Genomic DNA, 14,983 nt, shown 5'->3' on the forward strand with positions numbered 1-14,983 from the left:
TCACTGCTCCCTGGGGTTGCGGATGGCGGTGGTGTCGAGGCGGGGCTCGAACGACTGCGTCACGGGTGCCTCGTCCGAGTGCTGCGGCGCGAGGTAGGTCGAGACCCACGCGACGAGCCCGAGGAAGGCGTAGAGGCCGATGACGGTCCAGATGTTGCCGGTCGCGGCGAAGAGCGCGGCGGCGACGACGGGCGACAGGCCGCCCCACACCGCGGCGCCGACGCCGTACGAGAGCGACATCGAGGTGTAGCGCGACTGCGGGCGGAACATCTGCGACATGAGGGCCGACAGCGGCGCCCACGTGCCGCTCATCGTCAGGCGGATGGCCGAGACGAGCACGTAGATGAGCGCGACCTCGTGCGCGCCGATCGCGAGGATGAGCGGCACGATGAGCAGCACCGACAGGCCGATGCCCAGGTACATGAGGCGCTTGCGGCCGAACTTGTCGCCGAGGTAGGCGAGCGGCAGCGTCACGAGCGCCTCGACGAACGACGCGACCGTCATGGCGCCGAGGATGATCGCGGCCTCGAGGCCGACCTCGGGCGACGTCGCGTAGCTCTGCACGTAGGTCGTCGCGAGGTAGTAGCCGCCCGAGGCGATGCCGACCATGCCGAAGCCGAGCAGCATCGGGTACCAGTTGTTCTTGAGGGCGAAGACGAGCGGCGTCGACTGCTGGCGCTCCTGCACCTTCTCCTCGAACACCGGCGTCTCCTCGACGCGCCAGCGCACCCACAGGCCCACGCCGATGAGCACGATGCTCGCGAGGAACGGCACGCGCCAGCCCCACGTCAGGAGCACGTCGTCGCCCATCGCGGCGAGGATCCAGAAGGCGCCGGTCGCGAGCAGCGCGCCGAGCGGGTTGCCGATCTGCGTGAAGCCGCCGTAGAAGGTCTTCCACTTCGGCGGGGCGCTCTCGACAGCCATGAGGCTCGCGCCGCCCCACTCGCCGCCGACCGCGAGGCCCTGGCAGATGCGCAGCACGATGAGCAGGATCGGCGCGGCGATGCCGATCGTGTTGTAGTCGGGCACGAGGCCGACGAGCACGGTCGCGACGCCCATGAGCATGAGCGTGATCGTGAGCGCGGGCTTGCGGCCGAGCCGGTCGCCGACGTGGCCGAAGATGATGCCGCCGAGCGGGCGGGCGAAGAACGCCACCGCGTAGGTCGCGAAGGATGCGAGCGTGCCCATCGCGGGATCGGCGTCGGGGAAGAAGACGGTCGGGAACACGATCGCCGCGGCGGTCGCGTAGACGTAGAAGTCGTACCACTCGATCGTGGTGCCGACCGCTGCAGCGGTGCCGGACTTCAGCGCGCGGCGGTGCGTGTTGGGGTGCGCGGCGGCGGTGGTCATGAGAGCTCCCTCGCTCAGTGATGCGCCAGCACTGCGTGCGGCGATGCGATGACGATAGGCCAGGCCGCGGGATGCCGCGACCCCAGATCTGCGGCGGGAGCGCCCGCCGCACCGACGATGTGCGCGCGAGCAGACGCATCCGACCGAGGATGCGTCACGTACGATGGCGAGCACCGGCGATCTGCGCCGCTCGCGCCGCAGAAGCGCGGACTTCGCCACACCGATGAGGAGCGAGCATGGCAGCGGAGGGCGGCAGGGACGGCAGCCGGATCGACGCGGCGCTCACGCGCGCGCTCCAGGCCGACGGCCGCGCGAGCATCAGCGAGCTCGCCGCGACGGTCGGCGCGAGCCGCGACCTCGTCTCGCAGCGGCTGCAGCGGCTGCACCGCGACGGGCTGCGCGTCGTCGCGGCGCTCGACCCCGGCGTCGTCGGGCACCACGTGCTCGTGCACACGATGCTCGCGGTCGACGGCCCCGTGCGGCCGGTCGCGCAGCTCGTCGCCGAGCTGCCCGACGCCGTCTTCGTCTCGATGACGAGCGGCGCGCTCCCGCTCGTCGTCGAGTCGCGCCACGGGAGCGTGACCGAGCTGCACGAGGCGCTCGACGGCATGCGGGGGCTGCCGACCGTGCGGCGCGTGCGCGTGACGACGTACGCGGAGGTGCTCAAGGGCTTCTTCGTCTCGAAGCGCCGCGACGAGGTCGTGCTCGACGAGCTCGACCGGGCGCTCATCGCGCAGCTGCAGCAGGACGGCCGCGCGAGCTACCGCGCGCTCGCCGACGCGGTGCACCTGTCCCCCTCGTCGGCGAGGGCGCGCGTGCACCGGCTCATCGACGCCGGCGTGCTGCGCATCTCGGCGATCCAGGCGGGCGGACCCTCCCCGAACCGGCTCGCGATCGGCATCGGCATCACCGCGATCGGCGGCACCGCGCCCATCCGCGACTACTTGCTCGGCTCGGCTGCGATCGACTTCGCGGCTCGCTCGCACGGCGTCTTCGACTTCATCGCGACCGTCTCGGGCCCCGCCTCCGCGCCGCTGCTCGACGTCATCGAGGAGCTGCGCAGCATCGAGCAGGTGAGCGCGCTCGAGTCGTGGAGCCACTACGACGTCATCAAGGAGGACTACGCGCGCACCCTCGGCCGCATCCTCGCGCGCTGACGCGACGCAGGCCGACACGGACGTAGGGTGGCCGGATGCGCTATCCCGAGGTGAGAAGAGACGGCACGGTCGAGACGATCCACGGGGAGGCGATCGCCGACCCGTACCGCTGGCTCGAGGACGGCGACTCCGCCGAGACTCACGCATTCATCGAGGCGCAGAACGCGTTCGCCGAGCCGATCCTCGCGGCGCTCCCCTCGCGCGACGCGTTCCGGGCGCGAGTCTCGGCGCTGCTCACGGCGCCGACCCGCGGCTGCCCGTGGGAGCGCGGCGGCCGCGTCTTCGCCTGGCACGGCGGCGAGCAGAACCAGCCGGTGCTCGTGGTCGCCGACTCGGTGGACGGGCTCGACGGCGCCGATGGCGAGGAGCCGAGGGTGCTGCTCGACCCGAACGCGCTCTCGGCCGACGGCACGGTCGCCGTCAACGTCGCGAGCGTCTCGCCCGACGGCGCGCTGCTCGCCTACGGCATCTCCGACGGCGGCTCCGACTGGCGCACGATCCGCGTGCGCGACGTCGCGACCGGTGAGGACCTCGCCGACGAGATCGCCTGGTCGAAGTGGAACCCGCCCGTGTGGCTGCCCGGCGGCCGCGCATTCAGCTACTGGGCCTACGACGCCCCGACGGGCGACGCGCTCACCGACGAGATGGGCGCGGGCCGGCTCATGCGGCACGAGATCGGCGCCGACCCCGCCGACGACGCCGTGCTCTTCTCCCGCCCCGAGGAGCCGCGCCTGTTCGCGCGCCACTGGCCGCGCGACGACGAGTGGTTCGTGCTCTCGACCGACACCGGCTCGTCGAGCGGGAACGACCTCGCGGTGCGCCGCCACGGCGAGGGCGCGCTCCGGCAGCTCGTCGAGGGCCACGACCACGAGTGGAGCGCGATCGGCATCCGCGGCGGCCGTCTCTTCGCCGTGACCGACGAGGGCGCGCCGCGCTACCGGCTCGCGGCCTTCGACCTCGCGACCGGCGAGAAGTCGACGATCGTGCCCGAGCACCCCGAGGACGTGCTGCTCGACGCGAGCCTCACCGAGCGCGGCCTCGTGCTCGAGTACTCGCACGACGCGAGCCACCGCATGCAGCTCGCGAGCCTCGACGGCGAGCTCGGGGACGCGGTGCCGCTCGGCGAGGGCGTCTCGATCACCGGCTCCGAGTCGTCGAGCGGCAGCGGCACCGTCTTCGCCTCCACCTCGAGCTTCGTCGACCGCGGCACGCGCCACGTCATCCGCGTCGACGGCGCTCGCCTCGTCGAGCACCGCACGCTCGCGACGCCCGGGCCGGCCGCGCCGCGCGCGGTGACCCACCGCATCCGCACCGCCTCGAGCGACGGGCAGCAGGTGCCGGCGTTCCTCGTGCGTCCGGCCGGCGACGCGGGCGACGCGCCCCGCCCGACGCTCATCTGGGGCTACGGCGGCTTCAACATCCCGATGAACCCGGCCTTCCGCGCGGTGCTCGCGGCGTGGGTCGACGCGGGCGGCGTGCTCGTCGTGCCGAACCTGCGCGGCGGCGGCGAGTTCGGCTCGGAGTGGCACAAGGGCGGCACGAAGGAGCGCAAGCAGCAGGTCTTCGACGACCTCTTCGCGATCGCCGAGCACCTCATCGAGACCGGCGTGACGACGCGCGAGCAGCTCGCGCTGCACGGCCGCTCGAACGGCGGCCTGCTCGCGGGCGCGGCGCTCACGCAGCGGCCCGAGCTCTGGGCGGCGGTGCTCCCGGGCGTCGGCGTGCTCGACATGCTGCGCTACCACCGCTTCACGATCGGCTGGGCGTGGGCGAGCGACTACGGCGACCCCGACGAGGCCGAGGCGCACGAGTACCTCCGCGCCTACTCGCCGCTCCACAACGTGCGCGCCGGTGTCGCCTACCCGCCGACGCTCATCACGACCGGCGACCACGACGACCGGGTCGTGCCCGCGCACTCGTTCAAGTTCGCCGCCGAGCTGCAGCGCGCCCAGGCGGCCTCGGCCTCGGACGCGCCCGTGCTCCTCTCGGTCGACACGCGCGCCGGGCACGGCATGGGCAAGCCGAAGGACGCGGCGGCGCTCGAGTTCGCCGACCAGCTCGCGTTCGCGGCGCACCACACGGGGCTCGAGCTCGCGTGACGACCGAGTGGGATGCGCGCGTCGACGCGCTCTACGACGACGAGTCGATCGACGACGACACGCGCATCGAGCGGATCGAGGGGCTCGTCGCAGAGGCACCGCACGTCGCGGTCGGGCTCTTCGAGCTCGCCGGCGCGCACGACTCGGCGGGGCGCGAGGCGGAGGCCGATGTGCTCTACCGCGCCGCCGCCGACGCCGGGCTCGCTGAGGCCGACACCGCGCGCGCCGCGCAGCTCGTCATCCAGCACGCCTCGACGCTGCGGAACCTCGGTCACATCGACGAGGCGATCGCGATGCTCGAGGCCGCGCCCGCGCATCCCTCGACGGGCGCGGCGCGCGACGCGTTCCTCGCGCTCGCGCTCCACGGCGCCGGCCGGCACGACGAGGCGCTCCGGGTCGCGCTCGAAGCGCTCGCGCCGACGCTGCCGATCTACCGCCGGTCGGTGCTCGCCTACGCAGCCGACCTCACGCATCCGCCCGTCTGACGCGCGCGCCGCCCGCTGCTGAGGCAGGGCTGCTCTCAGCGCCGCATGATGCGGCGCGCGAGCCAGTTGCCGAGCACCTGGATGAGCTGCACCACCACGACGATCACGAGCAGCGCCGACCACGTCACGAGCGGGTCGAACTGGCGGTAGCCGTAGGTGATCGCGTAGTTGCCGAGCCCGTCGCCGCCGACGAGGCCCGCGACCGCCGACATGTCGACGATCGCGATGACCGCGAAGGTGTAGCCGAGCACGAGCGGCCCGAGCGCCTCGGGGAGGATGACGGTGCGGATGATGCGCCAGGGGCTCGCGCCGGTCGAGCGCGCCGCCTCGATGACGCCCGTCGGGATCGACACGAGGTTCTGCTCGACGATGCGCGCGATGCCGAAGGTCGCGGCGAGCGCGATCGCGAAGATCGCGTACTCGGTGCCGATGCCCTTGCCGACGACGAGGCGCCCGATCGGCTGCATCGCCGCGAGGAAGATGATGAAGGGGATGGGTCGGAACGTGTTCACGAGCACGTTCAGCACCCACCAGACGACGGGCTGCTGCAGGATGCCGCCGCGCCGGGTGACGTAGAGGCCCGTGCCGATCACGAGCCCGCCGAGCCCGCCGAAGATGAGCGAGACCGCCACGATCCACAGCATGATCCCGGTCTGCTCGAGGAGCGTCGGGAGGATGCTCGCGAGCTCGTTCATCGCTGCTCCTCCACCCGCACGCCGCCGCCGACCTGCTGCAGCGCCCACGCGACGGCGTCCGCGTCGCCGCGCACCGCGATCGTCAGCAGCCCGTAGACGCGGCCCTGGATGTCGTCGACCCCGCCGTGCACGAGGTTGAAGTCGACGCCGGCCTTCGCGAGTGCCGAGAACACGCGCGCCTCGGAGGCGCCCTCGTCGGTGAAGGAGATGGTGAAGAGGCGGCCCTCGTGCTTCGCGCGCAGCTGCTCGAGCTCGTCGCCGGCCGGCAGCGCGCGCACGACGGTCTGCACGAAGCGCTTCGCGACGCTCGTCGCGGGACGGGTGAAGACGTCGTAGGTCGCGCCCACCTCGACGACCCTGCCCTCCTCCATGACCGCGACCCGGTCGGCGATGCGCGTGATCACCTCCATCTCGTGCGTGATCACGACGATCGTCACGCCGAGCTCGCGGTTGACGCGCGCGAGCAGGTCGAGCACCTCGACGGTCGTCTCGGGGTCGAGCGCGCTCGTCGCCTCGTCGGCGAGCAGCACCTGCGGATTCGTCGCGAGGGCGCGCGCGATGCCGACGCGCTGCTGCTGCCCGCCCGAGAGCTGCTCGGGATAGGCGTCGGCGCGGCCGGCGAGCCCGACGAACTCGAGCAGCTCCGCGACCCGCCGCCGGCGCTCGGCGCGCGCGACGCCGATGACCTCGAGCGGGTAGCCGACGTTGCCGGCGACGGTGCGGGAGGTGAGCAGGTTGAAGCGCTGGAAGATCATGCCGATGCCGGTCTGCTGCTCGCGCAGCCGCCGGCCGCGCAGCTCGGTGATCGGCACGTCGCCGATCGTGATCCGGCCGCTCGAGACGGGCTCGAGCTGGTTGATGAGCCGCACGAGCGTCGACTTGCCGGCACCCGAGTAGCCGATGATCCCGAAGATCTCGCCCTGCTCGATGCGCAGCGAGACGTCATCGACCGCGACGATCTCGTCGCCGCCGCGCTTCGCGGACGGGAACCGCTTCGAGACCCGGTCGATCACGATGTGCTCGGCCATGCCGCTTCCTCTCGCTCGTGGTGCAGGAGCGGGGCGGGAGCCCAGTCGACCCCCACCCCGCGCCGTCGACTATCGCTGCTCGAGCTCCGCCTGCACGGCCTCGAGCGCGGCCTGCAGGTCGGCCTTCGGCGTGACGGTGAAGATGCCCGAGCCGCCCGAGGCCTCGAGCGCCCCCGCTTGCACGTCCTCGTTCGTCTGGTAGATCTCGACCAGGCGGTTCAGCACCTCGTCGTCGGCGTTCTCGGCCGTCGTGGCGAAGATGTTGATGTAGGGCGCGGCCGCGGGGTCGTTCGGGTCGTCCTGCGCGATCGCGTCCTCGGGCGCGAGACCCGCGTCGGTGATGAAGTCGTTGTTGATGATCGCCGCGGCGACGTCGGGCAGCGACGTCGCGGTGAGCGCCGCGTCGACGGCGCGCACGGTCACGCGCGACTCCTCCTGGATGACGTCGGCGACGGTCGAGTAGGGGCTCCCGCCGCCCTCGAGCGCGACGAGCCCGGCCGACTGCAGCACGAGCAGCCCGCGCGCCTGGTTCGTGTCGTCGTTCGGCACGATGACCTCGGCGCCGTCGGGGATCTCGTCGGGCGATGCGTACTTGTCGGAGTACAGCCCGATCGGGTAGATCGCGGTCGAGCCGATCGGCTGCAGGTCGTCGCCCGCCTGCACGTTGTAGTTCGCGAGGTAGATGATGTGCTGGAACTGGTTGATGTCGAGCTCGCCCTCGCTCACGGCGGGGTTCGGCTGGTTGTAGTCGGTGAAGTCGACGATGTCGAGCTCGATGCCCTCGGCCTCGACGGCCTCCTCGTAGGTGGCCCAGTAGGGCTCGGAAGCGCCGACGACGCCGAGCTGCACGGGGTTGTCGGCCGAGCCGAGGGCCGCGGCGGCGTCGCCGGCACCGGCGCTCGCGCTGCAGCCGACGAGGGCGGCGGCGAGGCCGAGCGAGCCGGCGATGGCGAACGGGCGGATGCGTCGGGTGGACATGGGCGGACTCCTTCGTGGGATGGGACTCCCCCAACGCTAGGAATCAGACAGCACCGACCGCGAGCCGGGGCGTCACGGATCGTCACACTGCGCCGGGCGCCCCGAGGAGCACGGCCGCGAGCGCGTGGCCGGCGAGGAGCGACGGCCCGAATGCGAGCGACCGACGACCGGCGGCGAGCGCGACGACGCCGGCGAGGCCGCCCACGGCGACGGATGCGGCGAGGGCGGCGAGCGGGACGGTCCACCCGAGCGTCGAGGCCGCGAGCGCGAGCGCCGCGCCGAGCTTCACGTCGCCCATCCCCATACCGCCCGCGAGCGCCATCGCGAGCAGCACGCCCGCGCTCGCGAGCGCCGCGAGCGGAGCGAGATCGCCCGCGGCGAGCCGGGCGGCCGCCGCGGTCGCCGCGACGAGCAGGAGCGGGAGCGTCACGGCGTTCGGCAGCCGGTGCTCGGCGACATCGACGCGCCACAGCAGCGGCGCGGCGAGCGCGGCAGCGGCGAGCGCCACGGCCGCGACCGCGTCGAGCCCGGCGGCGACCGCCGCCCACGCGGCCACGAGCGCGAGCGGCACGCCGAGCGCGTCGACCCTCCTGAGGCGTACGGGCGGTGCGGTGGTGGTGCTCGGCACGGGGTCACGGTAACCGCGACCGAGCGGGGCGCGCGGGCGCTCTCCACAGCGCCGAGGCGGCGCGACACGCCCGGGATGTTCGATTTCGAAGTACCTGCAACCGATGGCGGGGTCCGCGCCGATATGGGGGCAGAGAGGGCGCACCGAGTGCCCGAACCGAGATCAAGGAGAACACCATGAAGCGCAAGCTCGCGATCGGCGCCGGCGCCGCTCTCGCTCTCGCCACGCTCGGCGGCGCCCCCGCGTTCGCCGCGGAGGGCGACTCGACCGTGTCCGTCCTGCACGGCGTGCCCGGCCTCACGGTCGACGTCTTCATCGATGGCGACGAGGCCATCAGCGACTTCGCCCCCGGCACGCTCACCGACCCGATGATGCTTCCCGCCGGCAGCTACGACATCCAGGTCTTCGCCGACGGCGGCACCCCCGACACCGCGGAGCCCGCGATCGAGGCGATGGGCGTCGAGGTGCCGGCGAACGCCAACCTCACCCTCTACGCGCACCTCACCGAGGCCGGCGAGCCCGCGCTCGCCGCCTTCGCGAACAGCACCGAGCCCGTCGCGGCCGGCGAGGCCCGCTTGACCGTCCGCCACCTCGCCGCGGCCCCCTCCGTCGACATCCGCGCGAACGAGACGGTCGTCGCCCCCGGCCTCACGAACCCGAACGAGGCCTCGCTCGTCACGACGGCCGGCACGGTGTCGGCGGATGTCGTGCTCGCGGGCACGACGGACGTCGCGATCGGCCCGGCCGAGCTCGAGCTCGCCGAGGGCGTCCACACGATCGTGACCGCGTGGGGCTCGGCCGCTGACGGCGACCTCGCGCTCGCGGTGCAGACGGTCGAGGCGCACAGCGCCCCGAGCGGCGTCCCCTCGGGCAACGGCGGCGCGGCGTCGCCGTCGGCCATCGCGCTCCTGCTCGCCCTCGCGGGTGCGCTCGGCCTCACCACCATCGCGGTGCGGCAGCAGCAGCTCGCGAAGCAGCGCGGCTGACATGAGCACCACCGACGGGCTCCCTCCGCGCACCCCGCGGCGGGAGCCCGCTCGGCGCGCGTGGCGGCCGGCGGCCGTGCTCGCCGCGATCGTGGCGGCCGCGGCCACCGCGATCGGCGTGTGGCTCCTGCTGCCCGACTCGCTCGAGCCCGCCTCGCCGACGACGTCGATGACGCCGATGGCCGAGCCGACCCGCACGAGCGCGCCGAGCGCATCCGCCCCTCCCGATGCAGCCTCGACCGCCGCTCCCGTGCCGACCGCGGTCGGCGCTCGCGACGCGTCGATCGGCGCCGCCCAGGCCACGGTCGACGCCCCCACGCGCGTGCAGGTGCCGTCGGTCGGCATCGACCTCGAGGTCATCCCGGTCGGGGTGCGCGAGGACGGCCAGATGGATGTGCCCGAGCTCGTGCGCGAGGTCGGCTGGTACCGCTTCGGTCCCGCGCCGGGCGCCGATCGCGGCTCGGCCGTGCTCTCGGCCCACGTCGACAGCGACCGGGGCCGCGCCCCGATGGCCGAGCTGCTGGGTGCCCGCGCCGGCGAGCGCGTCGAGGTCGCGACCGCCTCGGGCGCCGACTTGCGGTTCCGCATCGTCGCCGTCGAGCGGTTCTCGAAGGACGAGCTGCCGCTCGAGCAGCTCTTCGCGCGCGACGGCGACCCGCTCGTGCGGCTCATCACGTGCGGCGGCGAGTGGGATGCCGCGGCCGGCGCCTACGAGGACAACATCGTCGTCACGGCAGTGCCCGATGCGCCGTGACCCAGCCCGAGGAGTGATACGTTCTGGCCGTGTCGAGCGAGGAGGCTGCGGAGGCCGAGCGCCTCTCGAGAGCCTTCGCCCACGATCCATCTCCCGAGGCGCTGCGGCAGGCGTACGAGCGCTGGGGCGGGATGGTCTACGCGATCGCCTGCCGCGCGATGGCGCCGCACGACGCCGAGGACGTCGTGCAGCAGACCTTCGTCTCGGTCTGGCGATCGCGCGAGTCGTACGACCCGGATGCGGGACCCCTGGGAGCGTGGATCGTCGCGATCGCGCGCCGCAGGATCGCCGACCACTGGCGCTCCCGCTCGGCGAGCGAGCTCGCCGTCGACCCGGAGACCCTGCACGGGGCGCTCGAGGTCGGTGAGGGGGATCCGGTGTCGGACGCGGTCGAGGATGCGCTCACGGTGCAGGAGGAGCTCGAGCGGCTCGGGGAGCCGGCCCGCACGATCGTGCGGCTCGCCGTGATCGACGACCGCTCGACCGCCTGGATCGCCGAGCGCCTGTCGATGCCGGCCGGCACCGTGAAGAGCCACTTGTCGCGAGGACTGCGACGGCTGCGAGACCGATGGGAGGAGTCGCATGCAGCATCTGCCTGAGGAGTCGCTCGTCGCGCTCGCCCTCGGCGAGGCCGTCGAGGGCGGCGAGCACGCCGCCGAGTGCGCGACCTGCAGCGCCGAGATCGCTGCGTTCCGCGCCGCCGCGCAGCGCGTCCGCGCCGCCGAGGTCGTGCCGGTCGCGCCGCCCGCCGGCGTGTGGGACCGCATCGCGGCGGAGCTCGACGAGCCGAGCGCGACGCTCGCCGCGCCGATCGGCGCGAGCGACGCATCCGCCGGCTCCCCCGACGCGTCCGAGTCGGCCGGCGCTCCCGTGACGTCGATCGACGTCGCCCGCAGGCGTCGGCGCCGGTTCGGCCTCGGCGCGCTCGTCGGGGCCTCGCTCGCCTCGGCAGCGGCCGCCGCGAGCATCGCCGTGCTCGTCGTCACGCAGCTCGGCAGCGACCCCCGTTCGACGAACGTCGCCCAGGCGACGCTCGACCCGCTCCAGTCGACCGTCGCGGCGGCGCGCGCCGAGGTCGTCGAGCGCGACGGCCAGCGGCTGCTCGTCGTCGACGTCGACGAGCTGCCCGAGGTCGACGGCTACCTCGACGTGTGGCTGCTCGACCCCGACGCGCAGCAGATGGTGAGCCTCGGCGTCATGGACGCCTCGACGACGCAGCTCGCGCTGCCGGGCGGCCTCGACCTCGATGCCTTCCCCATCGTCGACGTGTCGGTCGAGCCGTTCGACGGCGATCCGACGCACTCGGGCGACAGCCTGTGGCGGGGAGCGCTCGAGAGCTGAGCGGCGTCAGCGGTGCGGCCAGCGCCGCAGCGCCCGATCGATCGCCGCGCGCGTGCGGTCGCCGACCGGCTCGACGAGCTCGAGCAGCGGCTCGACCGGTCGGCCGCGCGACACCGGCAGCCGCCAGGTGCCGACCGCGACGCCGTCGACGAGCACGAGCGGGCGGAAGACGCCGTTGCCGCCCGGCACCGCGGCGCGCAGCACCGCTTCGCTCACGCCGCGCGAGGGGCCCTCGTAGCCGAGCAGCCACTCGTCGAACGCGGGCACGAGCGTGACGCCGGCGCGACCGCCCGGCTCGGCGCCCGCCTCGACGAGCAGCTCCTCCTGCCCGAGCCGCACGCGCTCGAGTCGGCTCGCGCGCTCGAGCGCGGCGCGCACGGGGCGCTTCGCGGCGCCGAGCCACCAGGCCGCGTCGTCGGCGCGCACGGGACCGCGGGCGATCGCGAAGCGCTCGAGCGCGGCATCGAGCGACGCCTCGGGGTCGGCGACGGCCGGCGGCGCCCCGCCGACGAGCAGCTGCTCGTCGCCCGCGAAGGGGCCGAAGCGCACGAGCCCGTCGTAGGCGCAGAGCGCGAGCAGGTGGTAGCCGTTGCCGCCGGCCGTGCCGATGCCGGCGGCCGCCCACGCCTCGAGCATCGCGCCGCGGCGCACCGGGCCGGCTTCGAGCGCGGCGACGAGCACCGCGGCGGCGTGCTCGGCGGTCGCCTCGTCGATGCCGCGCTGGGTGCACATCCGCCACTCCCGCCGCCGCATGCGCTCCGCCGTCGCGGCATGCAGGACGGCGAGGTCGTCGGGCGCCGCGACGAAGAGCGTGCCGCGCATCGCCCAGGACCGCACGAGCAGCCCCGCGTCGAACGCCGCGCGCACGTCGGCGAGCGTCGTGCCCGGCGCGGAGCGGATCGCGATCGCGCGCAGCACTCCCGGCAGGTCCTGCCCCTGCATCGCGACGAAGCGGCGCACGACCTCCACCGGCGAGAGCGTCGAGCCGAGCAGCCGCTGCGAGGCCAGCCGCGAGCGCCGCGCCTGCACCGGCGTCAGCGAGCGGGGCTCGGCCATGCTCCCACGGTAGCCCCGCCCGCCCACGCGCACCGACGCATCCGCCGCGTGCGCACGCCCGCGCGCCTCAGTCCTCGAGCAGGCTCGTCACGAGCGCGGCGATGCGGGAGCGCTCGGAGCGCTGCAGCGTGATGTGGCCGAAGAGGTCCTGGCCCTTGAGCGTCTCGATGACGCTCGCGATGCCGTCGTGCCGCCCGACGCGCAGGTTGTCGCGCTGCGCGACGTCGTGGGTGAGCACGACGCGCGAGTTCTGCCCGATGCGGCTCAGCACCGTGAGCAGCACGTTGCGCTCGAGCGACTGCGCCTCGTCGACGATCACGAACGCGTCGTGCAGCGAGCGGCCGCGGATGTGCGTGAGCGGCAGCACCTCGAGCATGCCCCGGTCGGCGACCTCGTCGAGCACGTTGTCGCTCACGAGCGCGCCGAGCGTGTCGTAGATCGCCTGGCCCCAGGGGTTCATCTTCTCGTCCTTGTCGCCCGGCAGGTAGCCGAGCTCCTGGCCGCCGACCGCGTAGAGCGGGCGGAAGACGATGACCTTCTTGTGCAGCCGCCGCTCGAGCACCGCCTCGAGGCCCGCGGCGAGCGCGAGCGCCGACTTGCCGGTGCCGGCCGAGCCGCCGAGCGAGACGATGCCGACCTCCTCGTCGAGCAGCAGGTCGATCGCGAGCCGCTGCTCGGCCGAGCGGCCGTGCACGCCGAACACGTCGCGGTCGCCGCGCACGAGCGAGACGACGCCGGGGCGGGTGACGCGGCCGAGCGCCGAGCCGCGCTCGGAGGAGATGACGAGGCACGTGTTGCTCGGCATGTCGGCGACGAGCGGCGTCTCGAGCCGCTCGTGCTCGTAGAGCCGGTTGATCTCGTCGCCCGAGAGGGCGAGCTGCTCGGTGCCGGTCCAGCCCGAGTCGACCGCTTGCTCGGCGAGGTACTCCTCCGCCGACAGGCCGATCGACGCGGCCTTCACGCGCATCGGCAGGTCCTTCGAGACGACGCACACGTCGAGCCCGTCGGCCGCGAGGTTCGAGGCGACCGCGAGGATGCGCGAGTCGTTGTCGCCGAGCTGCAGCCCGCTCGGCAGGATCTGCTGGTTGGAGTGGTTGAGCTCGACCCGCAGGCTCCCGCCTCCCTCGGTCGGCACCGGGAAGTCCAGCCGCTGGTGCTCGATGCGCAGGTCGTCGAGGTTGCGGAGCGCCTTGCGGGCGAAGTACCCGATCTCGGGATCGTGCCGCTTCTTCTCGAGCTCCGCGATGACGACCACCGGGATCACGACCGAGTGCTCGGCGAAGCGGTGGATGGCCCCCGGGTCTGACAGCAGCACGCTCGTGTCGAGCACGTAGGTGCGCTGGCGCGACTCGGTCTCGCTGACCTCGACCGCGCTTCCGGAGGTGGTGGTGCGTGCAGGCACGTTGCGCTCCCTTCCGACCGGGGTCGGATCTCACGCGGCGCTCGCTCCGAGGTGCTCGCTGGCGCGAAGGCCGCTCGCTCGCCGGGCGAAGCTGCCCGACACGGCTGAATGTACGCGCGCTCCCGATGCGCCGCGTCGGAAGACACACCGCCGTCGCCCAGAGTTCACCTCGATGGGAGGTTGAGGGTTCTCAGCGCCCGTAGCGCCGCTCCCGCAGCCCGTAGGAGCGGATCGCGCGCAGGAAGTCGACCTCGCGGAGGTCGGGCCCGAGCGCCTCGACGAAGTAGAACTCGCTGTGCGCGCTCTGCCACAGCATGAAGTCGCTCAGCCGCTGCTCGCCCGAGGTGCGGATGACGAGGTCGAGATCGGGCTGGCCGGCGGTCGAGAGGTGCTCGCCGATGAGCTCGGGGCTCAGCCGCTCGGCGATCTCGGCGGGGCTCGCGCCGTCGGCGGACTCGAGGATGCGCTTGACCGCCTCCACGAGCTCGTGCCGGCCGCCGTAGCCGACCGCGAGGTTCACGACGATGCCCGGCTCCCCCTCGGTGCGCTGCACCGCCGCGGTGAGCGCGGCGCACAGCGGCTCGGGCAGGCCGCGCGGGTCGCCCACGTGACGGATGCGTCGGCCCGGCGTGTGCGAGAGTCCGTCGGCGAGCTCGGCGATGATCTCGCACAGCTCACCGAGCTCCTCGCTCGCGCGGCCCGTGAGGTTGTCGCGCGAGAGCAGGTAGAGCGTCACGACCTCGACGCCGACCTGGGCGCACCACTCGACGAACTCGTGCAGCTTCGCGGCGCCCGCGCGATGACCGTGCCCGACGCTCTCGAGCTTCTGCTCGCGCGCCCAGCGCCGGTTGCCGTCGATGATCATCGCGAGGTGGCGCGGCACGGGGCTGCCCTGGAGGTCGCGCCGGAGCCGCCGCTCGTAGTAGCGGTACACGAGTCGTGACCCGGGGGCGCTGCGCAGTCGCACGCGTCGAATCTACCCGGGGCGCCGCCGGATGCCCGCACCGGCACTGCGTACGCCGTA

15 protein-coding genes are annotated in these 14,983 nt (G+C 73.6%); 7 read left to right on the plus strand and 8 right to left on the minus strand.

Features of this window, described 5'->3' with window-relative positions:
- Positions 1-1,350, minus strand: coding sequence for an MFS transporter (locus JSQ78_RS05445; protein WP_211450011.1), 1,350 nt, complete (start codon positions 1,348-1,350; stop codon positions 1-3).
- A 236-nt stretch (positions 1,351-1,586) separates the two neighbouring features.
- Here JSQ78_RS05445 and JSQ78_RS05450 point away from each other — a divergent pair, with 236 nt between their 5' ends.
- From JSQ78_RS05450 to JSQ78_RS05460, 3 genes are read left to right on the plus strand one after another with little or no spacing between them, the layout of a single operon-like run.
- The gene (locus tag JSQ78_RS05450; RefSeq protein ID WP_211450013.1) at positions 1,587-2,507 is read left to right on the plus strand and encodes an Lrp/AsnC family transcriptional regulator; all 921 of its coding nucleotides are present in this window, start codon (positions 1,587-1,589) and stop codon (positions 2,505-2,507) included.
- Between the two features lie 35 nt (positions 2,508-2,542).
- Positions 2,543-4,606 (plus strand): prolyl oligopeptidase family serine peptidase, encoded by a 2,064-nt coding sequence (locus tag JSQ78_RS05455; protein ID WP_211450015.1) that lies wholly within the window; start codon positions 2,543-2,545, stop codon positions 4,604-4,606.
- On the plus strand, positions 4,603-5,091 hold the full coding sequence (locus tag JSQ78_RS05460; protein WP_211450016.1) for a tetratricopeptide repeat protein: 489 nt from the start codon (positions 4,603-4,605) through the stop codon (positions 5,089-5,091). Before JSQ78_RS05455 ends, JSQ78_RS05460 begins: the two co-directional genes overlap by 4 nt.
- Positions 5,092-5,126: 35 nt before the next feature.
- Here the strand turns inward: JSQ78_RS05460 and JSQ78_RS05465 are convergent, their stop codons facing one another.
- The 4 genes from JSQ78_RS05465 to JSQ78_RS05480 all read right to left on the minus strand — a co-directional run bounded on the left by JSQ78_RS05465 (position 5,127) and on the right by JSQ78_RS05480 (position 8,420).
- Positions 5,127-5,786: a methionine ABC transporter permease gene (locus JSQ78_RS05465; protein ID WP_026373933.1), complete on the minus strand. Its 660-nt coding sequence runs from the start codon at positions 5,784-5,786 to the stop codon at positions 5,127-5,129.
- On the minus strand, positions 5,783-6,814 hold the full coding sequence (locus JSQ78_RS05470; protein WP_026373932.1) for a methionine ABC transporter ATP-binding protein: 1,032 nt from the start codon (positions 6,812-6,814) through the stop codon (positions 5,783-5,785). Before JSQ78_RS05470 ends, JSQ78_RS05465 begins: the two co-directional genes overlap by 4 nt.
- 69 nt (positions 6,815-6,883) lie before the next feature.
- Positions 6,884-7,792, minus strand: a complete 909-nt coding sequence (locus JSQ78_RS05475) for a MetQ/NlpA family ABC transporter substrate-binding protein (RefSeq protein ID WP_211450018.1) — start codon at positions 7,790-7,792, stop codon at positions 6,884-6,886.
- An 82-nt stretch (positions 7,793-7,874) separates the two neighbouring features.
- Positions 7,875-8,420 (minus strand): prepilin peptidase, encoded by a 546-nt coding sequence (locus JSQ78_RS05480; RefSeq protein ID WP_211450020.1) that lies wholly within the window; start codon positions 8,418-8,420, stop codon positions 7,875-7,877.
- Between the two features lie 176 nt (positions 8,421-8,596).
- Here JSQ78_RS05480 and JSQ78_RS05485 point away from each other — a divergent pair, with 176 nt between their 5' ends.
- Genes JSQ78_RS05485 through JSQ78_RS05500 form a run of 4 tightly spaced genes read left to right on the plus strand, consistent with a single transcriptional unit; the run spans position 8,597 to position 11,501 of the window.
- The gene (locus JSQ78_RS05485) at positions 8,597-9,406 is read left to right on the plus strand and encodes a DUF4397 domain-containing protein (RefSeq protein WP_211450022.1); all 810 of its coding nucleotides are present in this window, start codon (positions 8,597-8,599) and stop codon (positions 9,404-9,406) included.
- 1 nt (position 9,407) lies between these two features.
- Positions 9,408-10,160: a class F sortase gene (locus JSQ78_RS05490; RefSeq protein WP_211450024.1), complete on the plus strand. Its 753-nt coding sequence runs from the start codon at positions 9,408-9,410 to the stop codon at positions 10,158-10,160.
- Positions 10,161-10,189: 29 nt separating this feature from the next.
- Positions 10,190-10,759, plus strand: coding sequence for an RNA polymerase sigma factor (locus JSQ78_RS05495; RefSeq protein ID WP_211450026.1), 570 nt, complete (start codon positions 10,190-10,192; stop codon positions 10,757-10,759).
- A complete protein-coding gene (locus JSQ78_RS05500) occupies positions 10,743-11,501 on the plus strand; it encodes an anti-sigma factor (protein WP_211450028.1) in 759 nt (252 codons plus the stop codon). The genes JSQ78_RS05495 and JSQ78_RS05500 overlap by 17 nt, the downstream gene beginning before the upstream one ends.
- Positions 11,502-11,507: 6 nt before the next feature.
- Here the strand turns inward: JSQ78_RS05500 and JSQ78_RS05505 are convergent, their stop codons facing one another.
- From JSQ78_RS05505 to uppS, 3 genes are all read right to left on the minus strand, one after another.
- Positions 11,508-12,557, minus strand: a complete 1,050-nt coding sequence (locus JSQ78_RS05505; RefSeq protein ID WP_211450030.1) for a DNA glycosylase AlkZ-like family protein — start codon at positions 12,555-12,557, stop codon at positions 11,508-11,510.
- Between the two features lie 67 nt (positions 12,558-12,624).
- On the minus strand, positions 12,625-13,959 hold the full coding sequence (gene phoH2 / locus JSQ78_RS05510) for an RNA 5'-3' helicase PhoH2 (RefSeq protein WP_211450032.1): 1,335 nt from the start codon (positions 13,957-13,959) through the stop codon (positions 12,625-12,627).
- Positions 13,960-14,149: 190 nt separating this feature from the next.
- A complete protein-coding gene (gene uppS / locus JSQ78_RS05515) occupies positions 14,150-14,926 on the minus strand; it encodes a polyprenyl diphosphate synthase (RefSeq protein WP_211450034.1) in 777 nt (258 codons plus the stop codon).
- Between the last annotated feature and the right edge of the window lie 57 nt (positions 14,927-14,983).

This window comes from Agrococcus sp. Marseille-Q4369 (assembly GCF_018308945.1).
Lineage (GTDB): Bacteria > Actinomycetota > Actinomycetes > Actinomycetales > Microbacteriaceae > Agrococcus.